This window comes from Cryobacterium sp., assembly GCF_025463825.1.
Classification (GTDB): Bacteria; Actinomycetota; Actinomycetes; order Actinomycetales; family Microbacteriaceae; genus Cryobacterium.
Window position 1 is genome coordinate 1 of the sequence record NZ_JAODBG010000011.1, and the last position, 24,021, is coordinate 24,021.

Below are 24,021 nucleotides of genomic sequence, written 5' to 3' on the forward strand. Positions count from 1 at the left end.
CGCGGCATCAACCCCGGCGGCCGCCACGATGGCGGCACCGGCCGCTCTCGCCGACTCACCCCGCACCGCCGCACCGGCCGTGCCGCCGTTCGCGGCCCCCGGGTATCGCCCGCCGGCCACGGCGACGATTCCGCCGCCGTCCGTCCCGACCGCGCCATCGGTACCGACGAACCCGCCGGTCTCGACCGCTCCGCCCGCCTCGATCACCCCGCCGCCCGCGCCAAAGGTCCCCGACGGGCCGGCACCGCACACGCGCTCCAGCGTGCAGGTCGTGCTGCTGATCGTGGGCGTCACACTCGTGTCGGTGGCGGCGATCTTCTTCGTCACCGTCGCGTTCATCTATACCGGGCTCGCGTTCCGCGCCGGCGTGGTGGGCGTGCTCACGCTCGGGACCCTGGTGACGGCGGCGTTGCTGCGCCGCAAGGGCCTGGTCGCAACGGCCGAGGGCATCGGCGCGCTGGCAGTGGTGCTCGTGCTGCTGGACATCTGGGCCATGCGCCGGCTCAACCTGTTCGGCCTGCAGGATGGCGACGGCCTGCTCTACTGGGGCGGCGCCCTGGCGGTGTGCACGGTACTCTTCCTCGGCTGGCAGGCCCTCTCCTCGCTGCGGGTGGCCAGCGTGGCCGGCTTCGCCGCCGCCGCACCCGCGGTCGGGCTGCTCGCCGCCGGGATCGCCGCCGACGAGGTCCCGCTCACCCGGCTGTTCCTGGCCGTCACGGGCACCGCCGCCGGCGCGCTGGTGCACCGGTTCACCCTCCCGGGCACGGCCGGCGCATGGCCGTCGCTGAACCGACGCGCCGAACGCGGCGCCCTGCTCGCCCTCGCCGCCCTCGCCCTGCTCAGCTCGACCGGGCTGGCGGGCTTCGTCGAGCCCGGCACCGACTGGTCTCCCCTGGTCAGCTTCGGCGTGATCGCCCTGGTGGCGGCGGCGCACGCCTTCACGGTGCTCGGCCGCGCCAGCCCGGATGCGTTCATGCGCGTCACCAGCCACCTCTTCGTCGGCCTCGCCGCCCTGACCGGGGTGCTCGGCGTCGCCGTGTGCACCTGGCGCAGCGGCGAGATCGCCCTGATGGTGTCGGTGCCGCTGCTGGTGGCCGCCGCGGTCGCCCTCGGCTTCGAACTGGCGTGGCGGCGCCTGGCCGCCGGCCCGGTGCGCCGGGCAGCGCTCACCGGAGCTCTCACCGCCCTTGCCCTGGCGGGTCTGGCCGGCGTCGCCGCCGTCTTCGCCGCCGCCATCCCGTTGCTGCGGGCCGTGCTGGCCCTCGACGAGAACCTGATCGCCCGCATCAGCAGCGACGGCACCGCGGCGCTGGCCGCCTTGGCCGGCGTCGCCGTGCTGGGGACGGTGTTCTGGCGGGTCGGCGGCGTCCTCACGGCCCGCCGCCGACTGCTGGCCTGGTTCGGAGTGGTCGTGATCCTGCTGGCGGTCCCGTTCGCCCAGGGGCTCTGGCTGATCCTGCCGCTCTACCTGCTGCTGGGCGCCCTCGCCCTGGCCGCCCTGTTCCTGGCCCGTGGGTCACGGCCGGCGCCGGCGGAGTTCCGTCCGCACCTCATCACCCTTGTCGCCGCGGCCGAGACGCTCGGGTATGTCATCGGCTGGACGAGCAGCACGAGTTGGTGGCTCGGCACCCTCTCCGCCGTGCTGGCCCTGGTCGTCGCCCGGTACCTGCTCGATCCCCAGACCCGGGCCAACGGCCGGGGCGCCCTGCTCTCCGGCGCCATCGTGCTCACCCTGATCGGCGTCGCCGCCGCCCCCGGCATGCTCACCCGCGCGGCACCGCCGAGCAACGCCGTTCTCCTGGTGCACATCGTGCTGGCCGTGGCCGTGACCACCGGGCTGCTGCAGCTGCTCGTCGCCCAGGGCCGGCTGCTCGCCCGGCTCAGCACGGGGGAACGCCGCTGGTCGTTCTGGACCCTCCTCGCCCCCACGCTCTACCTCCTCGCGGCGCCCACCGGGCGTCTCATCGAGGCCCTGCCCGCCGGCGAACGGGCCACCGTCGCGCTGCTCGCGCCGGTCCTCGGCATCCTGGCCACGGTCCTGGTGCTGACGGCGACCCTGCTCTGGACGCTGCTGCCCGCTGCCCGACTGCGGGTGGAGCGGCTCACCGCGGCGCTCCTGGTCGCCCCGGCGCTGCTCGCGCTGACCGTCAACCTCGTTCTCGTCACGGATGCGCCGGCCACCGTCACCGCGCTCACCCCGCCGACCGCCACCCTGCTCACCGTCGCGCTCGCCCTCGCCCTGCGGGGGACCGGGCGGGCGTCGCGCACCGGACTGGGCCTTGAGGTCGGCGCCGCCGCCGTGCTGGCCACGGCATTCCTGCCGCTGGACCGGGTCGGCCTGGGCTGGCTGGTGCTGCTGCTGACCGGCGTCGCCGTGCTGCTCACCGCCGTCGACGCCGACGGCCTGTTCGCCTCCGGCTCCTGGCGGCGCCACCTGGGCTGGCTGTCCCTGGCGTTGGCCACGGCCGGACTCTGGTGGGGCCTGGGCAACAGCTCCAGCACCCCCCTCGAGGCGTATGTGCTTCCCGTGGCCGGAACCGTGCTCGGCCTGGCCGCCCTGCTCTGGCGCTATGGCCGGGTCGACCGCGCCCTCACCGCCAGTCCGGGCGCCGCCTTGCTCACCCTGGCCGGTCTCAGCCTGGCCCTGCTCCCCCTGGCCGTGACCGGCCAGACCGGCTCGGCGCTGCGCCCGGTCCTCGTGGGTGTGGCGGCGGCCGTGCTGCTGCTCGGCGCCACCCTGGTGCGGTGGACGAGGCCGCGGTGGGCGTTCCTCGCCGCCGCCGGCCTGGCCGGCGCGGCCGGCCTGCTCGTCACCGGTGTCGCCCGCTCGATCCGCCTTCTCAGTTCCGCCGGGCCGACGGGACCGCTCCTGGAGGCCTGGCTGCTGCCGACCGCGGCCATCCTGATTCTCGCAGCCGTGCTGCTCGTGCGACCGGGCCAGTCCGGCTCAGCGCCGATCCGGTACCGCGGCAGCCTGCCGTTGGTGCTGGTGGCCCTGGTCACCCTCACGGTGCTGGAAGCCGCCGCCTTCGATTCGACCCGGCTCGGCGCGGCTCGGGCCATCGGCCTCGTGCTGCTGCTCGGCGCCCTGCACGTGCTCACCGTGTGCCGGCCGCGGGCGTCGTTCGGCGTCGTCACGGCGTGGACGAGTGCCGCGCTCGCCGGTGCCGCGGCCGGTGCCGCGCTGCTCGTGGCTGCGGTTGACCCGTCCGAGGTTGTGCTCGTGCCCCTCGGCCTGGCCCTGATGGCCGGACAGCTGCTGCAGAACCGACCGTGGTCCGCCGGGACGGGCCGGTCCGCCCCCGCCGCGCGCTACTGGATCGGTACCGGCCTCGCCCTTGCCCTGCTGCCCAGCGCCGCCGTCGGCGCCGGGCCGGTGGCGACCACCCTCGGCGCGACCGGCCTCACCGACGACGCGCTCCGCCAACTGCTCACCGTCCTGGTCGGCGGCGTGCTTGCCGTCGGCGGGGCCCTGCTGCTGAGCCGGCCACGCTGGAGCCTCGCCGCTTGGCCGAGCGTGCTGGTGGGCTCCGCGGCCATCCTCGTCACCGCGACCGGCCGTGTTCACAGCCTGCTGGCCGGCGGCTCGTCCGGGCCGGACTGGCGCCTCGAGGCGTGGCTGGTGCCTGCGGCCGTGGTTCTCATCGGCACGGGCGGCCTGGTCATCCGGGTGTTCCCGGCCGCGCCCGTCCGCCCGACGGCGCCTGCCGCACCCACCCACGCACCCGCCGCTCCGGGGGATGCCGGCCTCGCCGCGCCCCGCGCCCTCGGCTACGGCCTCGTCGGGCTGGCCCTGCTGGGCATCCTCAGCGCAGAAACCACCGCACTGTCGTTCACGCCGTACGCCCAGGGCCGGGTCCTCGCGCTGGTCGGGCTCCTCGCCGTGCTGCACGTTCTCCTGCGCTGGTTCGATCAGAGCCGCGCCGGCAGCCTGCTCGCCTGGTTCACGATCGTGGCCGGCGTGCTCGCCCTGGTGGCAGGACTCGGGCGCGACCTGGTCGACCCGATCGAACTGGGCACGGTGCCACTGGGCCTCTCCCTGGTGGTCGGGCAGCTCATCGCCGCCCGGCTCCTGGGCCGGACGTCCACCGCCGCCCAGGCGATGCTGGCCCTCGGCCTGGCCGTTGCCGTGCTGCCCAGCGTCTTCGTGGGCGCCGAGGGCGCGGTGCTGCGACCGGTGCTCACCCTCGCGCTCGGCGGGGCCATCGGCATCCTCGGCGCGCTGTTGCCGACCCGCACCCGCTGGAGCATCGTGGGCTGGCCGGCCTGTGTCGTGGGCGTCCTGGCGGTGCTGGCCACCGCCGGCCTGCAGATCATGCCGCTCTACGGCCCGAACGGAACCACCGGCGAACTGGAGGCCTGGCTGATCCCGGCAGCGCTGCTCCTGGTCGCCACCGGGGCCGGCCTGGTCTGGACGACCCGGCTGGCAACATCCGTCGTCGGCGGCCTCCCGGGCTCGGGCCCGGCGGCACCCGTCGGCCCCGCCGCCGCGGGAGCGCCGGGACCCACCGCGACGGACCGCACCGTGTGGGGCGGGTACGGCCTTGCGATCGCCGCCCTCGTCGGAGTGGTGCTCGCCGAGGTGTCGGCACTGGACTACGCGCCGCTGGCAATGATCCGGGTGTTGCTGGTGGTGTGGCTGTTCTCGGCACTGTACCTGGGCGTGTTCTGGGCCGACGAGAGCCGGCTCGGGCGCCTCGTTGCCTGGGTGGCTGTCGGCGGCGGCGCGGTCATGCTGGTCGCCGGGTGGACCCACCACGTTCCCGACCCGGTTGAGATCGTCAGCATTCCGCTGGCCCTCGCCCTGATCGCGAGCGGCCTGCTGCACCTGGACCGCACACCCCCCGCCCGCAGCTGGATCACCCTGGCCCCCGGCCTGCTGGTGCTGCTGCTGCCGTCGCTGCTGCTCGACTTCACCTACAGCCCGCTCTGGCGGGTCGTGGGCCTGGGCGTGCTCACGATCGCGGTGCTGGTCCTCGGCACGGTGCGCTGGCTGCAGGCGCCGTTCCTCATCGGAGCCACGGTGCTGCTGGCGCACGCGCTCGCCCAACTCTGGCCGTGGATCTCGCTGGCCTACGGTGCCGTGCCCTGGTGGCTGTGGCTGGGCATCGGCGGCGTCCTGTTGATCGTGCTGGCCGCCCGGTACGAGCAGCGAATCCAGAACCTCAAGTCGGTGGCCCTGAAGATCTCCACGCTCCGGTAGCCGCTGTAGCCGCAGCGCAAGGGCGGATGATCTCTCTGGCGGGGTCGGCGTGTTCTGCCGCGGGACACGGCGGGTCACCAAGATCTTTGCCTGTCCGTGCCGGGTCGGGCAGCTCGGGTAGTCAGGGCTGTTCGCCGAGTTCGGCGACCTGCTCCCGGTACTGCTCGGTGCTGAGTTCGCCGCGGGCGTACCGGTCGTCGAGGATACGCCGTGCGGCGCTGCGGCGCGGCCCGACCGGGCTCGTCGAATCGTCGCGGAAGTACCGCACCGCCACCACGATGAGCGCCACCACCGCGACCAGCGACAGCAGTCCGTACAGCCAGAGCCAGGCCGGGTTCGTTCCGTTTCCCCACATCATCGTCGGCGTCCTCTCCTGTTGGCTGACCGCGATCGGTCGGCACCCTCCACGCTAGTCGTACTTCCTTGTTAGATACCCCTAGGGGGTTTAGTCTGGGCGCATGCATTCCTCCTCCGACCACCACTCCGACGCCCCCGATGTGCTGAACCACCGGGCCATGGGGCATCCAGCGCCTGCGCCTGTCGGCAGCGGACCCGCCGGCGACATCGGCCACGGTCACACCGACCACACCGGCCACGGTGCGGGCCACGGTGCGGGCCACGGCGACCATGTGGCCCAGTTCCGCCGGCTGTTCTGGGTGATGCTGCTGCTGATGCTGCCGGTGCTCGGGTTCAGCGGCATGTTCGCCGCCCTGCTGGGCTACGACCTGCCCGACGCCCCCTGGGCGGCTTGGATCTCCCCGCTGCTCGGCACCGTCATGTTCGCCTGGGGCGGCCGCCCGTTCCTCACCGGCGCGGTGGGGGAACTGAGAAGCCGCACCCCCGGAATGATGCTGCTCATCGCCCTGGCCATCACCGTGGCGTTCCTCGCCTCCTGGGGCGCGAGCCTGGGTCTCCTGGGCATGGAGCTTGATTTCTGGTGGGAACTCGCGCTGCTGATCGTGATCATGCTGCTGGGCCACTGGATCGAGATGCGCTCGCTGGCGCAGTCGTCCTCCGCGCTGGACTCCCTCGCGGCGCTGCTTCCCGACACGGCCGAGCGGGTGGAGGCCGGCCGGGTCACCGTCGTGGCCCCCGCCGAGCTGCGCGTGGGTGACCTGGTGATCGTGCGGCCCGGCGGCCGCATTCCCGCCGACGGCCAGGTCACCGAGGGCACCGCCGACGTGGACGAGTCGATGATCACCGGCGAATCCCGGCCGGTGCCGCGCGGCCCCGGCGCCCCGGTGGTGGCCGGCACCGTCGCCACCGACACCGCCCTGCGGATCCGGGTGGGCGCGGTCGGCGACGACACGGCGCTGGCGGGCATCCGCCGGCTCGTCGCCGAAGCGCAAGGCTCGTCGTCCCGGGCGCAGCGCCTCGCCGACCGGGCGGCCGGCTGGTTGTTCTGGTTCGCACTGGGTGTCGGTGTTCTCACCGCGATCGCCTGGACCCTGCTCGGCAGCCCGCAGGACGCTGTGGTGCGCACCATCACGGTGCTGGTGATCGCCTGCCCGCACGCGCTAGGGCTTGCGATCCCGCTCGTGGTGGCCATCATGACCGAACGCGCCGCCCGCGGCGGGGTGCTGGTGACCGACCGGCTCGCCCTGGAGACCATGCGCAGCATCGACACCGTGTTGTTCGACAAGACCGGCACCCTCACAAAGGGTGAACCCGTCGTGAGCCACGTGCTGGCCGTCGCCAGCCACACCGAGGCCGAAGTGCTCACCCTGGCCGCTGCGACCGAGGCCGACAGCGAACATCCGCTGGCGAAGGCGATCGTCGCCGCGACCCGCGCCCGCTCCCTCACCGTGCCCGCCGCCACCGGGTTCCAGGCGGCCACCGCCGTGGGCGTCACGGCGACCATTGACGGCCGGGAAACGGCCGTCGGCGGCCCCAGCCTGCTCACCCGGCACGCCGCGCGGCCGCTCGAGGCCACCGCGAGTTGGGCAGCGACGGGGGCCATCGTGCTGCATGTTCTGCAGGACGGTCGCGTAATCGGCGCGATCGGACTGGCCGACGAGGTGCGTCCGGAATCGCGGGAGGCCGTCGCCGCCCTGCGCACACTGGGCGTGGGAGTGGTGATGATCACCGGCGACGCCGAGGCCGTCGCCCGGTCGGTCGCGGCCGAGCTGGGCATCGATCGGGTCTTCGCGGGCGTGCACCCCGACCACAAGGCCGAGGCCGTGTCAGCGTTGCAGCGGGAGGGCCACCGGGTGGCGATGGTGGGCGACGGCGTCAACGACGCGCCGGCCCTGGCCCAGGCCGATGTGGGCATCGCGATCGGCGCCGGCACGGATGTGGCGATCGCCTCGGCCGGGGTGGTCCTGGCCAGCGACGACCCGCGCTCGGTGCTCTCGGTGATCGAGCTGTCCCGGGCGGGCTATCGCACGATGACGCAGAACCTGTGGTGGGCCGCCGGCTACAACCTGCTCGCCGTGCCGCTGGCCGCCGGGGTGCTCGCCCCGGTCGGTTTTGTGCTGCCGATGGAGGTGGGCGCGCTGCTGATGTCGGCGTCGACGGTGGTCGTGGCGCTGAACGCGCAGCTGTTGCGCCGCCTGGACCTGCGCCCGGGCCCGAGCGCGGCCCGGGCGCTCGGCGGGCGGGTGACTACCGTGTCGGCATGAGCATCCGGCTCGAACGCAGGGACGAGTGGGCCGGGCGCCCTGCCGGAAAATGACCCGTTGGTCAGCCAACACGACTAGCCTCCATGGATGGCCGACATGCGAACCTACGCCACCCCCCGCCCCGTTGAGCTCTACTGTCCCGGCGCCGACGACTGGGCCGGACTCCGCGATGTGCGACTCCGCTCAATCGCGAACTTCCCGCTGGGCTTTTTCGAATCCTTCGCCGCCGCCCTCGCGCTGACCGAGGCGGACTGGCGCGCACGCGGAGCACGGAACGCGGAACCCTCCAGCTACCAGGTCGTCGCTCGGGTGCCGGGCGAGCAGTGGGTCGGCACGATGGCCGCCTTCACGTCGGCCGGATCTCCCCAGCACGACGGCGGGGGATCCCTGGTCACCGACGGGCCGATTCAGGCCAACCTGGTCGGCGTCTGGACCGACCCCTCGTATCGCGGCCGGGCCGGGGTGGCCGCGCAGCTGCTCACCGCCGTGCGGGCCTGGGCGACCGGCGAGCAGCACCTCGACAAGCTGTACCTGCGCGTGCACGAGAGCAATCACCGCGCCATCCGCTTCTACGAGAAGAACGGCGCCGTGGCCACCGGCGAGTACCTCGACGACCCCCGCCGCGCCTCGGAGCGCCACCTCGAGATGGTCCTCGCCACGGCCTGAGATGGATCTGCTCCTCGAATTCTGGGTCCGCATCTCGGCGCGGAACGCCCCGCTGCCGGCCCTGGCCGGCTGGCTCACCCTCGCCGCCGCCGTGCTGCTGGTGCTCCTGCCACCGGCGTGGCGGCTGACCCGGCACGGCATCACTCTCGTGCACGAGGGCGGCCATGGGCTCGTCGCGGCGCTCGGCGGCCGGCGATTGCAGGGCATCCGGTTGCATTCGGACACCTCTGGCCTCACCGTGAGCCGTGGCAGACCCCGCGGTCCGGGCATGGTGGTCACCCTGCTCGCCGGCTACACCGCACCCGCCATGCTCGGGCTGGGGGCGGCGTGGATGCTCAGCGAGGGCCGCGCGACCGGCCTGCTCTGGGCGCTGCTCGCGGCGCTGGCGCTGCTGCTGGTGCAGATCCGCAACTGGTTCGGGCTGTGGTCGGTGGCGGTGACCGGCGCGCTGGTATTCGGAGTGACCTGGTTCGGCTCTCCCATGGTGCAGAGCGTCTTCGCGCTGCTGGTCACCGCATTCCTGCTGCTGGGCGCGCTGCGCACCGTCGTGGAGCTGCAGCTCACCCGGTCGCGCCGCGGCGGCGCCGCGTCCGACGCCGACCAGCTGGCCCGGCTCAGCCACCTGCCGGGGTTGTTCTGGGTGGCCGTATTCTTCGCGGTGGCCGGTGCCTGCCTCGTGGGCGCGGCGCGACTGCTCGCCTAGCCGCGAGTTGCCGAAAGAGGCCCCTTCGCGGCGTCGGAGAGGGCAGTTCGCGGCAACTCGGAAACCCCGGCGGGCGCGGCCAAGAGCTGACGGTCAGAAGACCGTGACGCCGAGCAGCGTACCGACCAGCCAGGTCACGGCCAGCGCGGCCGCGCCGCCGAGCACCACGCGGATGGTCGCGCGGGCGATGCGGCTACCACCCAGGCTCGCGCCGAGGGCGCCGGTGGCGCCGAGGGCCACCAGCACGGCCAGGAAGGTGACCGGTACCCGGATCGTGTCCGGCGGCAGCAGGATCGCCAGCAGCGGCAGGATCGCGCCGAGCGTGAACGCCAGCGCCGAGGCCCCGGCGGCGTGCCACGGGTTGGCCACTTCCTCTTCGGCGATGTTGAGCTCGAGGGAAAGGTGGGCCCTGAGGGCATCCTTCTCGGTCAGTTCGATGGCCACCTGGCGCGCGGTGGCCGGTGCGAGCCCGCGCTCCTCGTAGAGGCCGGTGAGCACGTCGAGTTCGCCTGCGGGATCGTCGCGCAACTCGCGCTTCTGCTTCTCGATCATCGCGTGCTGGCTGTCGCTCTGGCTGCTGACCGAGACATATTCCCCGAGCGCCATGGAGATGGCGCCGCCGACGAGGCCGGCCGCTCCGGCCGCCACGATGGCGGGCGTGGAGCCGCCGGCGCCGGCGACACCGACCACGATCGCCGCGACGGAGACGATGCCGTCGTTGGCCCCGAGCACGCCGGCGCGCAGCCAGTTGAGCCGGCTTGCCAGGCTGGTCGAGAGCGCGGTGGGGGTCGGAGCGACGGTGGTCGCCGCATCCGCCGAGCGGGTCGTCGCGGACCCGAAGAAGGGGGTCGAGAGGATGGCCATAGAGTCACTGTAGGCACCTCTGCGCGGCCCCGCTAGCGTGGCGAGCCTAGCCTAATCTGCCTGGTCAGAGCATGGAAAGGCTAACCTAATCGGCCCGCCGCAACGCCAGAATCGCGAGCGGGTCGAGGCGCGGTCAGCGTCGCCCGACGAAGGTGTCCATCGACGTGTAGACGCCGAACACCCGGCCGGCCACGGCATCCCAGGCCGCCAGCGGCAGCAGGCCGCGGAGCTTCTTCGAGAACCCCACGGTCCACGGCATCAGCAGCTGGGGCGAGCCGGCGAGCATGGCCCGCCAGACCCGGTTCACCACGTACTCCGGCGTCATCACCGGGGTGAACAGCGGCCCGCGGGCGCCGTCGAACATGCCCGTGGAAATGTAGCTGGGGGCGATCGTGCTCACCCGCACGTAGTCGAAGCCCTGTTGTTCCAGCTCGAGGCGTAACGAATCGCTCCACGCGATCACGGCCGCTTTCGACGCCGCGTACACGCTCATCCGCGGGTTGGACAGCATCCCCGCGGCGGAGGCGATGTTGACGATGCGGGACTCACGGTAGGGGTTGCGCATCATGGCGGGCAGGAACTCGCGGGTGATGTACATCGGTGCGAGCGCATTGATCTGCATGGTGGAGCGGGTGTCGTCGCCGTTGTCGTGCTCCCAGAAGAATGAGCCGCGGACGATGCCGGCGTTATTGATCACGATGTCGGGGTTACCCACCTCGGTGCGCACCCGCTGCGCGGTCTGCGCGATGGCGCCCAGGTCGGCGATGTCCACAACGTATGGGGCGATCTGCGTCACGCCGTTGGAGCGCTCGGTGAGGATCGCGGCGGTGTTGGAGAGGCTCGCGGCGTCGCGGTCCCAGAGGATCACGGCCGCCGCACCCTCGGCGACGGCGCGCTCGGCGTAGAGGCGGCCCATGCCCATGGCGGCGCCGGTGATCAGCACGCGGGCTCCGGAAACGGTTCGAGTCATAGGTCAATCATCGCAAGTCCCGGCCGGGAGTGGTCACGGCACACGGGTGGCGCCCGGGCACGCGTTACGCGCGGCGGCACCTGTACGTACCCGCGCCGGCAGGATCAGCTCGTGCCGCGACCGGGCGGATGCCGATACACCACCGCCGTCCGGGCCGCACCTGTCGGGCCCCGCCCGGCTCCTATTGCTACGTTACGTTTCATCGTGAGGTGCGTCCTCGTGGCCGGCTGGGTACCGTCGAGGAAAGTCATTCCCCGACTACCCGATCGGCAGCCCCATGTCCGCCTCCCCCGCAACGCGCACCGTAGTCCGCCCGGCCACGGCAGCCGCTGATGCCGCCCGGACCGGGCGCGCCGGCGAACCCACGGGCACGGATGCGGCCTTCGCCGTGGAGTTCGCGGGCCTCGGCCGCACCTTCGCGGCCGCCCCCGGCCGCCGCCGGTCCCGCGCCACTGCTGCCGGCACCTCCCCCGCGACCGCGGGCATCGAGGCAGCGCGGCCGGTGCTGCGCGACGTGTCGATCACCGTGCATCCGGGCGAGGTCCTGGCCATCCTGGGCACCAGCGGCTGCGGCAAGTCCACCCTGCTGCGCATCGCCGGCGGGCTGGACTCCCCAGCGCCGGTTCGGTGCAGATCGACGGCTCCGCCGTCACCGACTTCGACACCCGTTGCGCCGTCGGCTTCCAGGAGCCACGACTCCTGCCGTGGCGCACCGTGGCCGACAACGTCGCCCTCGGCCTGCCGCGCGGCACCGCCAGGGACGCCGGCCGCGCCCGCGTCGCCGAACTGCTCGAGCTCGTTGGCCTGACCACTTTCGCCGAGCACCGGCCGTCCGCGATCTCGGGCGGAATGGCCCAGCGCGCCTCGCTCGCCCGGGCCCTGGCCCGCAAACCCGGCGTGCTGCTCCTCGACGAACCGTTCGGCGCCCTGGATGCCCTCACCCGGCTCAAGATGCAGGACTTGCTGCTCGACGTGCACGCCGCCGCGCCCACCACGGTGCTGCTCGTCACCCACGACGTCGACGAGGCGCTGCAACTGGCCGACCGGATCATCCTGCTCGGCCAGGAGCCGGCGGCCACCGCCGGCGGCGCCCGCCCGCCCGGCGCCACCATCGTGCAGGAGATCAGCGTGCCCGGCGCCCGCCCCCGCGACCGCGGCTCAGCGGAACTCGCCGAGCTGCGCGGGCGCCTGCTCGCAGGGCTCGGCATCGACCGGCACGGCGACGCGCGGGGCACCGCCACGGGCACCACCATCCCGCACTTCCCCTACTGACGCATCCGCTCCGCCTCGCTCGCACAGCCCGACCGTGCGCCGGTTTCACCGCTTCATCGCAACACATCCACAGCATGGATACCCGCTCCACCACCCGCGCCCAGCCCGCATCCAACGAGAGACTCGCCATGAAGAATCGTTTCACCGCCACCGCCCTGATCGCGTCGGCCGCGACCGCCGCCCTGCTGCTCACCGGCTGCGTCGCCGGCGAGAACCAGCCCGCAGCGGATGCCGCCGCCGACACCGACGACACCGCCGGCGTGGTCACCGAGGGCGGCACCCTCAACATCGATTTCGCCACCTACAACCCGCTCAGCCTGGTGATCAAGGACCAGGGCTGGCTCGAGGAGGCCCTCGCCGACCAGGACATCACCGTCAACTGGGTGCAGTCCGCCGGTTCGAACAAGGCCAACGAGGCCCTGCGCGCCAACGCCATCGACGTGGGCTCGACCGCCGGCTCTGCCGCCCTGCTGGCGCGCTCGAACGGGTCGCCCATCCAGGTCATCGACATCTACTCCCAGCCGGAGTGGGCCGCTCTCGTCGTGCCGGAGGGCTCGGCGATCACCTCCGTCGAGGACCTCAAGGGCAAGCAGGTCGCCGCCACCAAGGGCACCGACCCGTACTTCTTCCTCCTGCAGTCCCTCGAGGAAGCCGGCCTCACCGAGAAGGACGTCACCGTGCAGAACCTGCAGCACGCCGACGGCTGGGCCGCCCTGCAGAACGGATCCGTCGATGCCTGGGCGGGCCTGGACCCGATCATGGGCGGCGCCGAAGCAGCCGGTGCGGAACTCGTCTACCGCAACGTCGACTTCAACAGCTACGGCTTCCTGAATGCCACCGAAACGTTCCTCACCGAGAAGCCCGACGTGGCCCAAACCGTCGTCGACGTGTACGAGCACGCCCGTGCCTGGGCGTTGGAGAACGAGGACGAGACCATCGAGATCCTCGCCGAGGTCGCCGCCCTCGACCCCGCGGTCGCCGCCACGGTGATCACCGAGCGTTCCAACCTCGACGTCGACAACGTCCCCGGTGACGCCCAGCTCGACGTGCTCACGACCATCGGCCCGGTATTCGTCGAGACCGGTGACGTGCTCGAGCAGGGCCAGGTCGACGACGCGCTCGACACCATCATCAACGACACCTTCGCCAAGAACGCCGACCCGACGATCGTCGAGTAGCCCCCGCGGATGCCGGGGTGGTCGCCGTCGCACCGCCCCGGCCTCACATTTCTCCGCACCCGCCCCGCACGAAAGGACAGCCGATGACCGAGACCCTCGCCCCGAGCACGGCGCCCGCCGTGCGCCGCCCGCTCACCTCGCGCCGCGGAGTCCGCGTCGCCGGCGGACTGCTGTTGCCCGCGCTGATCCTCCTGGCCTGGCAACTGAGCAGCAGCCTGGGCCTCGTGACCGTGTCCCAGCTGCCGCCGCCGGCATCCGTCTGGGTCGCCGCGGTCGACCTGTTCGAACGGGGCCAGCTCACCCTGTACGTCGCCATCTCCACCCAGCGGGTTCTGATCGGCTTCGCCATCGGTGCCGCCCTTGGACTGGCCACCGGCGCCCTCGTCGGGCTCTCCCGCGCCGCCGACATCTTCTTCGCGCCCACCCTCGGCGCCATCCGCGCGGTGCCGTCGCTGGCCTGGGTGCCGCTGCTGATCATCTGGCTGAAGATCGGCGAAGAGTCCAAGATCACGCTCATCGCCATCGGCGCGTTCTTCCCCGTCTACACGACCGTGGCCCAGGCGCTTCGGCACGTGGACCGGCAGCTGGTGGAGGCCGGCCGCGCCTTCGGCCTGCGCGGCGTGCGGCTCTTCGGCGCGGTGCAGCTGCCGGCCGTCATTCCGTCGGTCATTTCCGGGCTGCGTCTCGCGCTCGCCCAGGCCTGGCTGTTCCTGGTGGCGGCGGAATTGATCGCCGCCTCGATGGGCCTGGGCTTCTTGCTCTCGGATTCGGGCAACAACGGCCGGGTGGACCGCATCCTGCTGGCCATCATCCTGCTCGCACTGCTCGGCAAGTCCACCGATGCCATCCTGGGCGTCTTCGAAAAGTGGGCCATCAAGAAGTGGGCCTGACCGCGAGCTGACGGCTCGGGTTGATGCTCGCGGCACCTGAAAATGCTCGCGGCACGCGAAAAAGCGCCGAATATCGCCTGCCGCCACGTTTTTCGCACGCCACGACGAAAAAGGGCGCGCGCAGGGCAGGGCGCACGGGCCGGGAGCAAATCCGCGGCTCCACCTGGCCGCGCAGGTTACGCCGCGTTTCGCTCTGCCCTGCAGCGGATGCGCCTGCTGCGTAGCGTGAAACGTGCCCGTCAGCCCCATCCCGAACCACACCCGGAGTGTGCCCATGCCGAATCCCGACACCAGCACCGACGCTGACGCCGCCACCCATACCCCGGCGACCCGCGCCGCGACAGCCGACTGGACCGACACCAGCGCCACCATCCGCAATCTCTCCACCGAGCACCGCCGCTACCCGGCCCCGGCCGGGTTCGCCGCGCAGGCCAACGTCGACGCCTCCTGGTACGAGAAGGCCGCCGCCGACCCGGTCGCGTTCTGGACCGAGCAGGCCAACCGCCTCGACTGGGCCGAACCGTGGCACACCGACCACAGCTGGCAGCCGCCCACCCCGGATGCCGACGGCGTGCTGAGCGTGCCGCGCGCGGAGTGGTTCGCCGGCGGCAAGCTGAACGTGGCGGTGAACTGCGTCGACCGGCACGTGGCCGCCGGCCGCGGCGACAAGGTCGCGTTCCACTTCGAGGGCGAACCCGGCGACCGCCGCACCCTCACCTACGCCGACCTGGAGAAGGAGGTCGCCCGGGCCGCCAACGCGCTCACCGACCTCGGCATCGTCACGGGCGACCGGGTGGTCATCTACCTGCCGGTGATCCCCGAGACCATCATCATCACCCTCGCCGTCGCCCGGATCGGCGCCATCCACTCGCTGGTGTTCGGCGGCTTCTCGGCCGAGGCGCTGCGGTTCCGGGTGGAGGACACGGGCGCCAAGTTGCTCGTCACCACCGACGGCCAGTTCCGCCGCGGCAAGGCCGTGCCGGTCAAGGAGGCCGCCGACGAGGCCGTGGCCGGCACGAACGAGATCGAGCACGTGCTCGTGGTGCGCCGCACCGGCGAACTCACCCCCGGCATCCCCTGGACGCCCGGGCGCGACGTGTGGTGGCACGACACCGTCGGCACCGCCGCCGACACGCACGAGCCCGAGTTCTTCGACGCCGAGACGCCGCTGTTCATCATCTACACCTCCGGCACCACCGGCAAGCCGAAGGGCCTGGTGCACACCAGCGGCGGCTACCTCACCCACGCATCCTGGAGCCACTGGGCCGTCTTCGACGCCAAGGAGGACGACGTGCACTGGTGCACGGCCGACCTCGCCTGGGTCACCGCGCACAGCTACGTGCACTACGGGCCGCTCTCCAACGGCACCACCTCGGTGATCTACGAGGGCACCCCGAACACCCCGCACCCCGGCCGGCACTTCGAGATCATCCAGCGCTACGGCGTGACCACCTATTACACGGCGCCCACCCTCATCCGCACGTTCATGACCTGGTTCCCGGACGGCCTCCCCGCCGAACACGACCTGTCCAGCATCCGCCTGCTCGGCTCGGTCGGCGAGGCGATCAACCCGGAGGCCTGGGTGTGGTTCCGGGAGAACATCGGCGCAGGGCAGGCCCCGATCGTGGACACCTGGTGGCAGTCCGAGACCGGCGCCGCCGTGATGGCGCCGCTGCCCGGCGTGAGCACCCTCAAGCCCGGCTCCGCGCTGCGCGCCCTGCCCGGGCTGAACACCCTGGTGGTGGATGACGCCGGCCAGCCGGTTCCGCACGGCACCGGCGGCTACCTGGTGCTGGCCGGCACCTGGCCGGGCATGGCCCGCACGGTCTGGGGCAACGCGGAGCGCTATCGCGACTCCTACTGGGCGCGCTTCGCGAAGCAGGGCTACTTCTTCAGCGGTGACGGCGCCAAGTACGACGACGACGGCGACATCTGGCTGCTCGGCCGGGTCGACGACGTGATCAACGTCTCCGGCCACCGGCTCTCCACCATCGAGATCGAGTCCGCGCTGGTGTCGCACCCGGCCGTCGGCGAGTCCGGTGTGGTCGGCGTGGCGGATGCCACGACCGGCGAGGGTATCGCCGCGTTCGTGATCCCCGCGGTGGCTCCGGCCACGGATGACCCGGCCGCCTGGCTGGCGCTCCGTGCTGAGCTGGCCCCGCAGCTGCGGGCGCACATCACCCACGAGATCGGCGCGGTGGCCAAGCCGCGCGACGTGTTCCTGGTGCCCGACCTGCCCAAGACCCGCTCGGGCAAGATCATGCGCCGGCTGCTCGGGGACATCGTCGACGGCCGCCCCCTCGGCGACGTCACCTCATTGCAGGACGACACGGTCCCCGGCCGCATCCAGGCCATCGTGCGAGCCGCCCGCCCGTAACGACCCACGCCCGATTCCGACACAACTGTTGCCCGTGCGGACAATTGGTCCCGGCATACCGGGCGCAAATGTCCGATTCGGGAACAGTCACGGGGGCGGCGGGGGCGCAGAGGCGCGGCGGCGGCGCTCGCAGGAGACGTAGAGGGTGACGTAGGCCACGAAGGACACGCACAGCCCCGCCACCACGGGAACGGCGCTCGGCCCGGTCAGGGCGTCCCGGCCCAGCAGCAGGGCCAGGAGGATGAAGACGAGGCTGAGGATCTGCGCCTGGAACAGCTGCCGGAACGCGCTCCACCGGGCGTCGCGGATCATCCACAGGTTGACCATGCCGGGCAGGGTGAGCACCGCGCCCACCACCCGGGCGGTCAGCGGGGTGAGCTCCCACGCCCACCACGGGCCGAACTGCCCGGGGAAGAGGAACAGCGTCAGTCCCGCGGCAAGCGCCGCCAGCCCCACGATCACCGACACCGCCCGCACCGCGCCGGGCAGCAGGTAGTCCCGTTCCTCCGGCCGGCCGTCATCCAGGCCCCGGTGCATCCCGAGCACCGCGGCCGAGACGAACGGCGTTGTGGCGTACAGCGTCGCCCAGACGGCGAGGATGACCGTGCCGTGGTGGAACCGGTCCCAGTGCAGGAGGGTGGCCAGGCCCAGCAGCACCGCGAACACCAGAACGGCATTGAACCCGCGATGCACCCGGTGCCACCGGGTCTCCCGTGCCACCCGGGCGAAGAACCAGATGCCGCCGATGTAGGCGCAGGCCAGGAACAGGGCGGTGAGCGGCGGCGCGATGGTCCAGGCGAACAGCACATCGGTGCGGGTGGGGAAGCCGTACAGCAGCACCACCGCCACCGCGAGGAACGGCAGCAACAGCACGCCGACCCAGCGGGCGAACCCGTGCAGCCTGTCGGAGCCCTGCCGGGGCACCGTCGCCGACCGGGTCACTCGGTGTCTCCGGATGCGCTCAGCCCCTCACCGAACAGGTCCACGGCACCGCCCTTCACCGGCGGCAACGCGTATGCCACCGCGGCGCGCACCCCCAAGTGCCGGCCCTCCCCCACACCCGTGGCGAATTGGGCCCCGAGCGGCCCGCCCTGCAACGGGCCGACCCAGGCGCGGTGGAACGAGATCGACGGGGCGTTGTGCAGGCCGCTCTGCTCCCGCACCGACTGCGACGCACCGAACAGGCGACCGGCCCGCAGCACGTCGCCGGCCTGCGCGGCGACGGCGGTCATCGCCTCCAGCCCGTACGCGACGCCCTCGTCGTGGCCCAGGTCCCGCGACAGCACCAGGGCATCCTCGAACTGCGCGGTGGCCGCCGGCACATCACCCAGGAGCAGGTGCGCCCAGCCGCAGTGGTGCAGTGCGATCGCGGCGCCGAGCTTGTCCTTCTGGCGCAGCGTCAGCGCCAGGCTCTCCTCGAACCGGTTGAGGGCACTCGTCAGCTTCTGCTGCAGGACGGCCGCCAGCCCCAGCGACACGAGCGCCATCGCCTCCCCCCACCGGTCGTCGGCCCCCCGGAACAGGTGCACGCTGGTCTCCAGCACGGACTCGGCCTCCCCGGCGTCGCCGCGCTCCAGCGCGGCCAGGGCCACCGACACCAGCGTCAGCGCCTGCGCGCGCGGCAGGCCCTCCTGTGCGAACAGCTCGGCGCTCTCGGTGAGGGTCTGGGTGATCCCGTCCACCGGGTCCTGCCAGAACCGGATGGCGCCGGTGAAGTACAGCGCCCGGGCTCGCGCGGCCGGCGACAGCGGGGCATCCGCCGCCAAGACTTCCTCCATCCAGCCGCGCACCTCGCCCAGGTGCCCGCCGATCCACCAGTACAGGTACAGCGACCAGGCGAACACCGTCGCACTCTCCCAGTCCCCCGTGTCGAGGTAGAACCGTTCCGCCGCACGCAGGTTCTCACGGTCGTCGACGAGCCTGGACATCCATTCGACCTGTTGTTCCCCGTCCAGCAGCCGGTCGGCGTTGGCGGCGACCCGCAGGTAGTGCGCGGCGTGCGCCCGGCGCAGGTCGTCGAGGGTGCCGGAAGCCTCCAGCTGCTCGAGCGCGTACTCGCGCACGGTCGCGAGCATCGTGAAGTAGGTCTGCCGGGGCCGTTCCTCCTGCCGCACCAGGCTGCTGTCCACGAGCACACCGAGCATGCTCAGCACGTCGGGGCCGTCGCCCGCGCAGATGCTCTCCACCGCTTCAAGGGTGAACCCGCCCACGAAAACTCCCAGCCGGGCGAGCAGCCGGTGTTCCTCGTCGCCGAGCAGCTGGGTGCTCCATTCGATGGTGCGGCGGAGGGTCTGTTGCCGGGCAGGCAGGTCGGTCATGCCGCCGGAGAGCAGCGGCAGGCGGCGATCCAGCCGGGCGAGCATCAGGTCGGGTGAGAGCAGCCGGATGCGCGCGGCCGCGAGCTCCAGCGCCAGCGGCACACCGTCGAGCGCGGCGCAGATCCGCACTACCGCCTCCACGTTCGCGGCGGTCAACTCGAAATCGGGCCGCACCGCCCGGGACCGCTCCACGAACAGGGTCACCGCCGGCGAGCGCCGCGCCGCGGTGAGAGGCACCGACCCGGGCCGGTCGTCGCCGTTGGTGTGCGGTTGGGCGAGCGGGCCGAGCTCGCAGTTGTGCTCACCGTTGACCCGTAGCAGTGCCCGGCTGGTGACGAGCACGTTCAGGCCGGGCAGGGCGGCCAGCAGCCGGGTCACCACGGAGCCGGCGGGCAGCACCTGCTCGAAGTTGTCCAGCACCAGCAGCACCCGGCGGTTGCGCAGGGCGATGACGAGCTTGTCCTCCACCGGGCCGTCGCCGGTGTTGCGCACCCCGAGGGTCTGCGCGATCGCGGTGGCCACGTTCGCCGGGTCCTGCACCGGGGCGAGGTCCACGAAGTACACACCGTCCGGGTACTCCAGCGCCAGGTCCTCGCCCACATCGATCGCCAGCCGGGTCTTGCCCATCCCGCCGGGCCCGGTCACCGTCACCAGGCGCACGGCCTCCCGGGCCAGGGTGCGCTTGAGGCCGGCAACCTCCCTCGACCGCCCGATCAGCTCGGTGACCGGCGACGGAAAGGTGCTCAGCGCCTCGTCGGCCGGGGCCGCCGGGGCGGGCGCGGCGGCGGCGCTGGCGGCGAACCGCTCGGCCAGCAGGATGGCGAGGTCCGCTTCGAGCAGCCCGGTGAGCGCATCCGCGTCGGGGAAATACTTGAACGAGGCGGTGTCGTCGGTGCGGATTCGGTCGAGCAGTTCGGTCAACCGGGGTTCGCGCTCCCCCTCCGTCTCGCGGATGTAGATCAGTTTGGGCAGCGCCCCGGACAGGGTGAACTCGTCCTCCAACCCGGAGACGCTCTCGCCCGGCGCCACCCAGCCGTACCGGTCGCCGTAGATGCCCACGAAGATGTTGCTCTGCTCCAGATAGGCCCGGTAGAGGTCCCGCGGCGGATGCGGCCGGGCGCCGAGCTCGAACATCACCGGGGCCAGGTGCAGCCGTTCCACCGCGGTCCGGGCGCTCTTGCGCTCAGCGGCCAGTTCCCTCAGCGTCGAGCTGATGAACACGCGCAGCTTCTGGTCGGGGGTGCGGATAGCCGATGACAGCCCGGTCATGGGGGCTCCTGCTCACGAAACGGTCAGGGATGAAGCGGCCGTCCGCGCGCGGGCGGCTGGGACTCTACGCCGAAAGTACCCGGATTCGCGCGCTCCCGCACCGTCCAACGTCTCGCGAAAGCGGTCCAGTGGCGGCTTCCGCCCCGGTGACGCAGCATCGTGACCGCTTTCGCGAGGTCTACGCCTGCTGGGCCGCGGCGGCGAGCACCTGCCGGTGCGTCTCGGGGTGGCTCAGGATCCGGAAGTGACCGCCGGTGTCGATGAGCACGTTCTCGGCGCCGGGCAGCACGCTGCCCTCCGGTATGTGCGGGTCGAAGCGGCCGAAGATCGACACGACCCGGTTGTTCAGGCGCAGGTCGGCGGCCAGCGCGGCCAGGTGCGGGTTACTGCCCGCGAAAGCGCGGAGGCTGGGAACCAGCAGGTACCGGGCGTACCGCGACCCGGAGAACGGGGTGCTGATGGCGATCAGCCGCCGCACCCGGCCATCGGGATCCAGCTGCGTCATCAGGTACTTGCCGATCAGGCCGCCCTTGCTGTGCGCGACGATCACCACGTCGCGCAAGTCCCTGTTCTCGAGGTAGTCCGCCACGATGGCGGCGGACTCCACCACCGGCCGCCGGTTGCGCTGCAGGAGGGTCACAACGTGCACGGGATGCCCGCGCTCGTGCAGCACGTCGATCACCGGCCGCATGAAGTGCCAGCTCTCGTAAATGCCCGGGATGATCAGCACCGGTGCCCGGTCGCCGGTCGCGAAATCGTCGGGGTGGGTGCGGGACATCGCGCCGCGGCCCTGGGCGCGTATCGCGTAGACGTAGTCGAGCACCCAGGAACCCAGGTCCCGCAGTCGGCTGCGGAACGAACGCCGCGCGGCTGGCCGGTCGGCGGGACGATCGCCCTGGCCTGCGCTCACGGGCGGGCCGGTTTGCCCGGGGACGCCGCGCCCTTCGGGAACAGCCGGGCAGCGGGCGCCGCCGGGGCGGCCGCTATCAGCGCTGACACGCCGACGTGCTCCCGGATGCCTTCGGCCGTCGCCACGGTCGAGGTGAGCTGCACGAGGTGCCGGCCGGGCAACTCCAACAGCCGACCATCCCGGGGCCGAGCGGCCAGGTAGGCAGCCCAACCATGGCGGGAGACCGGGTCGCGCTCCCCCCGGATGACCAGGGTCGGGGCATCCACCTGCTTCAGCCGCAGGTCGGTGCGGTAGGCGAGCATCGGGCGCAGCGTGGCCAGGTACCAGCGTGGGCCGCAGCGGATGTAGTCGGTGAAGACGGTCAGGTTGCCGCTGAGTGGCTCCTTGAGGGTGTCCCGCGCGAGGTCCAGCGCCTGGCGCAGGACGGTAGCCCTGGCCGGGTCGGTCACGGCCCCGATGAGAGCGAGGTGCGACACCAGCTCCGGGTACCGTGCGGCTGTCTCCACCACGAACTGCGCGCCCATCGAGTGCCCGACGAGCACAGCCGGCCGCGCGCTGAGCAGCGGGATCAGTTCGCCGAGGTAGTCCGCGTATTGCTCGATGCTGACGCCATCCGCCGGCTTCGGCGACCGCCCGAAGCCCGGCAGGTCCACCGAGTGCACGGTGCCGGACCGCGCCAGGTCCCGATGCAGCGAGGCGAGATACCGGTGTGACATGCCGATGCCGTGCACCAGCACGAAAACCGGTCCGATCGGATCCCCGACCGTGGACAGCACGTTCGCTGAAGCCCCGGTGCGGGTCAGCGCCACCTCACGCATGATTCGCGCTACTCCTGCGGAACCCGCACGCGCAGGCCGCCGGGCAGCACCCGGGCCTTGAACGCGGTCGCGGTGCCGAAGCCGTCGCCGTCGAGTTCGATCTCCTCGGGGCGGCTGAGTTTCGCCGTGATTTCGCGGCCCTTGACGTAGTTGAGGGCCTCGACCTCCTTGGTCATCATGCGCCGGCCCAGCGGGGTGCGGCGCAGCACGCCGTTCTCCCAGAACACCTTCACGATGATCTGCACCCAGTGCACGAAGCCCTCCGGGCGCAGCATCAGCATCTCGAACTGGCCATCGTCGATGACGGCCTCCGGCAGCAGCAGCACATTGGCGGTGAGGGTGCCGGTGTTGCCCACGATCACGGTGTGCGCACGCACCGACTTGGTGGGGCCGCCGTCGAGGCTGTACCGCAGGCGCAGCTGGTTGCGGTCCTTGAGGGCCGTGATGATCGCACCCACGTAGGCGAGCCAGCCGATCTTGGCCTTGAGTTCGTCGTTGGTGCTGGCGAGCATCTTGGCGTCCAGGCCGAGGCCTGCCATCACCAGGAAGGCGTGCTTGCTGACGGTGTCGTCATCGTGCCGGATCTCGATCCGCCCGATGTCGACCGTGCGCTCGGTTCCGGTGAACGCGGTCGAGATCGAGTGCTCCAGGTTGTCCAGGCTGAGGTCGAGGTTGCGGGCCAGCAGGTTCCCGGTGCCCGACGGCAGCAGGGCGAGCGCCGCGTCGCTGCCGTGCACCACTTCGGCCACGGCGCGCACTGTGCCGTCGCCGCCCGCCGCGATCACCACGGTGGCGCCGGCGTCGATCGCGGCTTGCGCGACGCCCTGGCCCGGGTCTTCCTTCGAGGTCTCGAACCACAGCGTCTCGCCCCAGCCGGCCTCGGCCTCCGCGGTGGCCACCACGCGCTTGATGGCGTCGAGATCCACCTTGATCGGGTTGTAGACGACGGCCGCGATCCCGGCGGTGCCCGTGTCGGCTGCCGGCTGCGGAGTGGTTTCGGCGGCGGCATCCGTGGCGCCCGTGGTGGTGTCTTCGGTGGGTACGTCGGTCGGTGTCGACATGCGCGGTCTCCTCAGGCAGGCGAGCGGATGTTCCCGCTCGGGCAAATCCCGCTGCGTCCGGCAGCGTACGGGTGCAACCACGCTACACGGATCAGCCGCCAGGGAACCGGACAGTTGTGCCGCGCCGCGCCGCGGGTTGCCGTTGGCGCGCGGTATTCACGGCCACGGCGGGTAGCCGGCAGGGTCGGAGCGGACATCGGGCCGCCCGGCGACCGGGCCGCGCAATCGCTGAGATGATTGTCGGGTGACTCCTGCCGCCCAGACCCCACCGCTGACGCCGACCCGTTCCCGGCGGGCCTCCCGGTTGGCCTGGCCCGCCTTCGCCATCGCCCTCGTCGTGATCCTCGTCGACCAGGCATCCAAGTGGTGGGCCGTGGCCGAGCTCGATAACGGCAAGGTGATCCCGGTGATCGGCGACCTCATCCGCTTCGTGCTGGTCTACAACCCGGGCGCCGCGTTCTCCATCGGCGCGAACTTCACCTGGATCTTCGCGGTGCTTGCCGCGGCCGCCGTGGTGTGGATCACCGTACTCACCTGGCGGGTGGAGTCCCGCGGCTGGATGATCGCGCTCGGCCTGCTGCTCGGCGGCGCCACCACGCACCTGGGCGACCGGCTCTTCCGCGAGCCCGGCTTCGCCCGCGGCCACGTGGTCGACTTCATCGGTTACGGCAACCTGTTCATCGGCAACGTGGCCGACATCGCAATCTTCACCGGCGCCGTCATGCTCGCCGTGCTCACTGTGATGGGCGTGCACCTGCGGCCCGTTCCCCCGGAGGTTGCCGCCCATGAGGACGAGCGCGCGCCCGAGAAGAACGACGACACTCCCTCCTGAAGCGGGGCTGCCGCCCGATGCTCGGTGGCACTGGTAGCTTCTGGAGAGGACCGGGATCGTTTTCGAAGG

Annotated in this window: 16 protein-coding genes and 2 pseudogenes; 9 read left to right on the forward strand and 9 right to left on the reverse strand. The window is 72.1% G+C overall.

All coding sequences use genetic code 11. The features are described from left to right. Window positions 1-327: pseudogene (locus tag JWP54_RS00985) on the reverse strand (hypothetical protein); the annotation flags it as partial. Here JWP54_RS00985 and JWP54_RS00990 point away from each other — a divergent pair. Beyond that, window positions 305-5,203, forward strand: a complete 4,899-nt coding sequence (locus JWP54_RS00990; RefSeq protein WP_297366320.1) for a hypothetical protein — start codon at window positions 305-307, stop codon at window positions 5,201-5,203. The pseudogene JWP54_RS00985 and the gene JWP54_RS00990 sit on opposite strands and share 23 nt — an antisense overlap. A 121-nt stretch (window positions 5,204-5,324) precedes the next feature. On the opposite strand, the gene JWP54_RS00995 is transcribed toward JWP54_RS00990, so the two are convergent. After that, on the reverse strand, window positions 5,325-5,561 hold the full coding sequence (locus JWP54_RS00995; protein WP_297366321.1) for an SHOCT domain-containing protein: 237 nt from the start codon (window positions 5,559-5,561) through the stop codon (window positions 5,325-5,327). Window positions 5,562-5,718: 157 nt separating this feature from the next. Here JWP54_RS00995 and JWP54_RS01000 point away from each other — a divergent pair, with 157 nt between their 5' ends. The 3 genes from JWP54_RS01000 to JWP54_RS01010 all read left to right on the forward strand — a co-directional run bounded on the left by JWP54_RS01000 (window position 5,719) and on the right by JWP54_RS01010 (window position 9,193). Continuing rightward, window positions 5,719-7,824: a heavy metal translocating P-type ATPase gene (locus JWP54_RS01000; RefSeq protein WP_297366382.1), complete on the forward strand. Its 2,106-nt coding sequence runs from the start codon at window positions 5,719-5,721 to the stop codon at window positions 7,822-7,824. 87 nt (window positions 7,825-7,911) lie between these two features. Beyond that, on the forward strand, window positions 7,912-8,490 hold the full coding sequence (locus JWP54_RS01005; protein ID WP_297366322.1) for an N-acetyltransferase: 579 nt from the start codon (window positions 7,912-7,914) through the stop codon (window positions 8,488-8,490). Between the two features lies 1 nt (window position 8,491). Then, complete coding sequence (locus JWP54_RS01010; protein WP_297366323.1) at window positions 8,492-9,193, forward strand: M50 family metallopeptidase; 702 nt, start codon at window positions 8,492-8,494, stop codon at window positions 9,191-9,193. Between the two features lie 93 nt (window positions 9,194-9,286). On the opposite strand, the gene JWP54_RS01015 is transcribed toward JWP54_RS01010, so the two are convergent. Both JWP54_RS01015 and JWP54_RS01020 read right to left on the reverse strand, forming a co-directional pair. After that, a complete protein-coding gene (locus JWP54_RS01015) occupies window positions 9,287-10,057 on the reverse strand; it encodes a VIT family protein (RefSeq protein WP_297366324.1) in 771 nt (256 codons plus the stop codon). Between the two features lie 133 nt (window positions 10,058-10,190). Beyond that, entirely contained in the window at window positions 10,191-11,027 is an 837-nt protein-coding gene (locus JWP54_RS01020) for an SDR family NAD(P)-dependent oxidoreductase (RefSeq protein WP_297366325.1), read from the reverse strand. Window positions 11,028-11,415: 388 nt separating this feature from the next. On the opposite strand from JWP54_RS01020, the pseudogene JWP54_RS01025 reads away from it, so the two are divergent. The 4 genes and pseudogenes from JWP54_RS01025 to acs all read left to right on the forward strand — a co-directional run bounded on the left by JWP54_RS01025 (window position 11,416) and on the right by acs (window position 16,744). Further along, a pseudogene (locus tag JWP54_RS01025) lies at window positions 11,416-12,299 on the forward strand (ABC transporter ATP-binding protein). Between the two features lie 128 nt (window positions 12,300-12,427). Continuing rightward, the gene (locus JWP54_RS01030) at window positions 12,428-13,477 is read left to right on the forward strand and encodes an aliphatic sulfonate ABC transporter substrate-binding protein (protein ID WP_297366383.1); all 1,050 of its coding nucleotides are present in this window, start codon (window positions 12,428-12,430) and stop codon (window positions 13,475-13,477) included. Window positions 13,478-13,560: 83 nt separating this feature from the next. Continuing rightward, window positions 13,561-14,367, forward strand: a complete 807-nt coding sequence (locus JWP54_RS01035; RefSeq protein ID WP_297366326.1) for an ABC transporter permease — start codon at window positions 13,561-13,563, stop codon at window positions 14,365-14,367. 274 nt (window positions 14,368-14,641) lie between these two features. Next, entirely contained in the window at window positions 14,642-16,744 is a 2,103-nt protein-coding gene (gene acs, locus JWP54_RS01040; RefSeq protein ID WP_297366327.1) for an acetate--CoA ligase, read from the forward strand. Window positions 16,745-16,831: 87 nt separating this feature from the next. Here acs and JWP54_RS01045 read toward each other — a convergent pair whose 3' ends face one another. From JWP54_RS01045 to JWP54_RS01065, 5 genes are all read right to left on the reverse strand, one after another. Further along, window positions 16,832-17,686 carry a hypothetical protein gene (locus JWP54_RS01045; RefSeq protein WP_297366328.1) on the reverse strand — a complete coding sequence of 285 codons (855 nt, stop codon included), beginning with the start codon at window positions 17,684-17,686 and terminating at the stop codon, window positions 16,832-16,834. Continuing rightward, a complete protein-coding gene (locus JWP54_RS01050) occupies window positions 17,683-20,331 on the reverse strand; it encodes a DUF4062 domain-containing protein (protein ID WP_297366329.1) in 2,649 nt (882 codons plus the stop codon). Before JWP54_RS01050 ends, JWP54_RS01045 begins: the two co-directional genes overlap by 4 nt. A 178-nt stretch (window positions 20,332-20,509) precedes the next feature. Further along, complete coding sequence (locus tag JWP54_RS01055) at window positions 20,510-21,241, reverse strand: alpha/beta hydrolase (RefSeq protein WP_297366330.1); 732 nt, start codon at window positions 21,239-21,241, stop codon at window positions 20,510-20,512. Then, on the reverse strand, window positions 21,238-22,059 hold the full coding sequence (locus JWP54_RS01060; protein WP_297366331.1) for an alpha/beta hydrolase: 822 nt from the start codon (window positions 22,057-22,059) through the stop codon (window positions 21,238-21,240). Before JWP54_RS01060 ends, JWP54_RS01055 begins: the two co-directional genes overlap by 4 nt. An 8-nt stretch (window positions 22,060-22,067) precedes the next feature. Continuing rightward, on the reverse strand, window positions 22,068-23,120 hold the full coding sequence (locus JWP54_RS01065; protein WP_297366332.1) for a diacylglycerol kinase family protein: 1,053 nt from the start codon (window positions 23,118-23,120) through the stop codon (window positions 22,068-22,070). 244 nt (window positions 23,121-23,364) lie between these two features. On the opposite strand from JWP54_RS01065, the gene JWP54_RS01070 reads away from it, so the two are divergent. Continuing rightward, window positions 23,365-23,952 carry a signal peptidase II gene (locus JWP54_RS01070; RefSeq protein ID WP_297366333.1) on the forward strand — a complete coding sequence of 196 codons (588 nt, stop codon included), beginning with the start codon at window positions 23,365-23,367 and terminating at the stop codon, window positions 23,950-23,952. Window positions 23,953-24,021 lie beyond the last annotated feature (69 nt).

What these genes read in the sequence shown, in the direction of transcription:
- JWP54_RS01050 (WP_297366329.1), bottom strand. Translation starts at nt 20,331, where the DNA reads ATGACCGGGCTGTCATCGGCTATCCGCACCCCCGACCAGAAGCTGCGC.
- JWP54_RS01005 (WP_297366322.1), top strand. Translation starts at nt 7,912, where the DNA reads ATGGCCGACATGCGAACCTACGCCACCCCCCGCCCCGTTGAGCTCTAC.
- JWP54_RS01000 (WP_297366382.1), top strand. Translation starts at nt 5,719, where the DNA reads ATGGGGCATCCAGCGCCTGCGCCTGTCGGCAGCGGACCCGCCGGCGAC.
- JWP54_RS01065 (WP_297366332.1), bottom strand. Translation starts at nt 23,120, where the DNA reads ATGTCGACACCGACCGACGTACCCACCGAAGACACCACCACGGGCGCC.
- JWP54_RS01030 (WP_297366383.1), top strand. Translation starts at nt 12,428, where the DNA reads ATGAAGAATCGTTTCACCGCCACCGCCCTGATCGCGTCGGCCGCGACC.
- JWP54_RS00995 (WP_297366321.1), bottom strand. Translation starts at nt 5,561, where the DNA reads ATGATGTGGGGAAACGGAACGAACCCGGCCTGGCTCTGGCTGTACGGA.
- JWP54_RS01060 (WP_297366331.1), bottom strand. Translation starts at nt 22,059, where the DNA reads ATGCGTGAGGTGGCGCTGACCCGCACCGGGGCTTCAGCGAACGTGCTG.
- JWP54_RS01020 (WP_297366325.1), bottom strand. Translation starts at nt 11,027, where the DNA reads ATGACTCGAACCGTTTCCGGAGCCCGCGTGCTGATCACCGGCGCCGCC.
- acs (WP_297366327.1), top strand. Translation starts at nt 14,642, where the DNA reads ATGCCGAATCCCGACACCAGCACCGACGCTGACGCCGCCACCCATACC.
- JWP54_RS01035 (WP_297366326.1), top strand. Translation starts at nt 13,561, where the DNA reads ATGACCGAGACCCTCGCCCCGAGCACGGCGCCCGCCGTGCGCCGCCCG.
- JWP54_RS01015 (WP_297366324.1), bottom strand. Translation starts at nt 10,057, where the DNA reads ATGGCCATCCTCTCGACCCCCTTCTTCGGGTCCGCGACGACCCGCTCG.
- JWP54_RS01010 (WP_297366323.1), top strand. Translation starts at nt 8,492, where the DNA reads ATGGATCTGCTCCTCGAATTCTGGGTCCGCATCTCGGCGCGGAACGCC.